This window comes from Stenotrophomonas sp. TD3, assembly GCF_001939825.1.
Taxonomy (GTDB): domain Bacteria; phylum Pseudomonadota; class Gammaproteobacteria; order Xanthomonadales; family Xanthomonadaceae; genus Stenotrophomonas.
In genome coordinates, this window is sequence record NZ_MOYM01000005.1 from 1 (window position 1) to 1,739 (window position 1,739).

Below are 1,739 nucleotides of genomic sequence, written 5' to 3' on the forward strand. Positions count from 1 at the left end.
CAACAAGAGCTCACGAACGCCCGGGCTGAGCTGGTCCAGGAGCGCGAGCGACGCGAGCACGCCGAGGCGAAGACCCTGCGCGCCACCGTCCGCCTGAGCACCTTGGAGCCGCTGCTGGCCCAGCTGCAGCCAGCCAGTGCCGGCGGCAAAGGCGCCAAGCGGATCTCATCGGAAGAGACGCCGGGGTCATAGCCTAGAAACGGAACATCCGCCACGATCGCAAGGAGCTTTGTCATGAGCGTAGTCACCACCACACCCCCGGAAATCAGCCGTGCGGTGCGGCGCTTGACCGATTCGGTCGTGCGCGGTGCAGAACCGGTGTACCTCGATGTGCAGCCGGAAGCCGATGCGATCGTGCACGAATGCTTTCCCAACGTGCAGGCCAAGGTCGCGCGCGACGGTGGTCAGATGCTGTGCGGGTGGCAGCTGTGGGAATGGCCGCACGTGCTGGTGGAAGCGGAATTCCACGCGGTGTGGGTCAGCCCCGAAGGAGAAATGATCGACATCACGCCAAAGCCTGAAGGCGAGAAGCGCATTCTCTTCGTGCCGGATCCGCGAAGACGTTACGAGGGCCTTGCCATCGACAATGTCCGCATGCCATTACGCGACGACCTGCTGATCAAACACTTCATCCAGATGTCCGAAGCGATTGTCCAGGTGATGAACCGCGGCGAGCGAGGGTCCCAGTATGGCGAGGTCAGCGTGCCGGCCAATGAAATCCAGCCTCTTCTGCAGGCTAGGGACTTTCTGGGCCAGTCACTCGGTGCGGGACTGCGCGAGCATACGCCGTGCCTGTGCGGCAGCGGTAGCAAGTACAAGCGCTGCCATGGCGCGCAAGTGGAGCGGTTTTTCCGCCGTTGACGGTGGTGCCCCTGGTCGGAATCGAACCGACGTGTACGCGCTTATCTGGCGCGTGCTCTCACCGGGGTATAAGGCCGGCGCTCTGACCAACATGAGCAACAGGGGCGTGATCGATCGATGCGATCACGCCGGTATTCGAGGGTCGAGCGGGCTCAGGCGGTTCATGAGGCAAGCATACCGGGGATGGACGCCATGCCGCTATCCCCGGGCACGATGATAGGAGTGGGCCCACGCCGGAGGAGGGATGCGGTCGGTCGCCACCAGCCAAGCCATCCGCAAGGCCTGCGCGTCCACCAACGCATGGTGACGCCTGGCGCGATGTTCCGGATGGGCCGCAAACCAATCTTCCACCAGCAATGCCGGAAGGCCTTCCTTGGACATGCGCGTCATGACCGGAGCCGGCCGGGGTCCGCATGCAGCAACCTGGTCATCGGGGAGCTCAAACCCATCCAAGGCATACCGCAGCAGCTGAAGATCGTTCGGGAAATCCGCCATCACCGCCGGCGCATCGGCCTCGCTGAGGAAGGCGCGCAGTTCGGTAGTCAGGGCGGCATCCGGCAGGGCCGCGCCGCCGCGGTCGAGCAGTGGGTAGACGCTTTGACGAACGAAGTCGGTGGGAGCCTCGGGCAGGCTGGCTCGCTCAGCGTAGAAAAGGCGGTCTCCACCTTCGTTCACCAGCGCCAAACTCACCAGCTCGCTGCCCGTTACATCGGCCCACTCGGTGTCCAGGAAGTAGTACGTGGTGGCCATGGTTGAATGGTGCCACAGCTCCCTGGGGAGGGCCGACCCTGGAAGGGCGGCCGAGGGTAGAATTCACCAATCCATCAATCGGTTAGCGAAAATCTGGCCGTGTTCGTAACGATTCCCTGCCAACCCTC

At 63.6% G+C, this 1,739-nt stretch carries 2 protein-coding genes, 1 tRNA gene and 1 pseudogene; 2 read left to right on the forward strand and 2 right to left on the reverse strand.

All coding sequences use genetic code 11. The features are described 5' to 3' along the window. Together BKE09_RS22990 and BKE09_RS22995 are read left to right on the forward strand one after the other, a co-directional pair. Positions 1–192: pseudogene (locus BKE09_RS22990) on the forward strand (transposase); the annotation flags it as partial. Between the two features lie 42 nt (positions 193–234). Continuing rightward, complete coding sequence (locus BKE09_RS22995; RefSeq protein WP_083663149.1) at positions 235–861, forward strand: SEC-C domain-containing protein; 627 nt, start codon at positions 235–237, stop codon at positions 859–861. Positions 862–864: 3 nt separating this feature from the next. On the opposite strand, the gene BKE09_RS23000 is transcribed toward BKE09_RS22995, so the two are convergent. Together BKE09_RS23000 and BKE09_RS23005 are read right to left on the reverse strand one after the other, a co-directional pair. After that, a tRNA-Ile gene (locus BKE09_RS23000) sits at positions 865–967 on the reverse strand. A 92-nt stretch (positions 968–1,059) separates the two neighbouring features. Further along, positions 1,060–1,611: a 3'-5' exoribonuclease gene (locus BKE09_RS23005; protein ID WP_075678365.1), complete on the reverse strand. Its 552-nt coding sequence runs from the start codon at positions 1,609–1,611 to the stop codon at positions 1,060–1,062. Positions 1,612–1,739 lie beyond the last annotated feature (128 nt).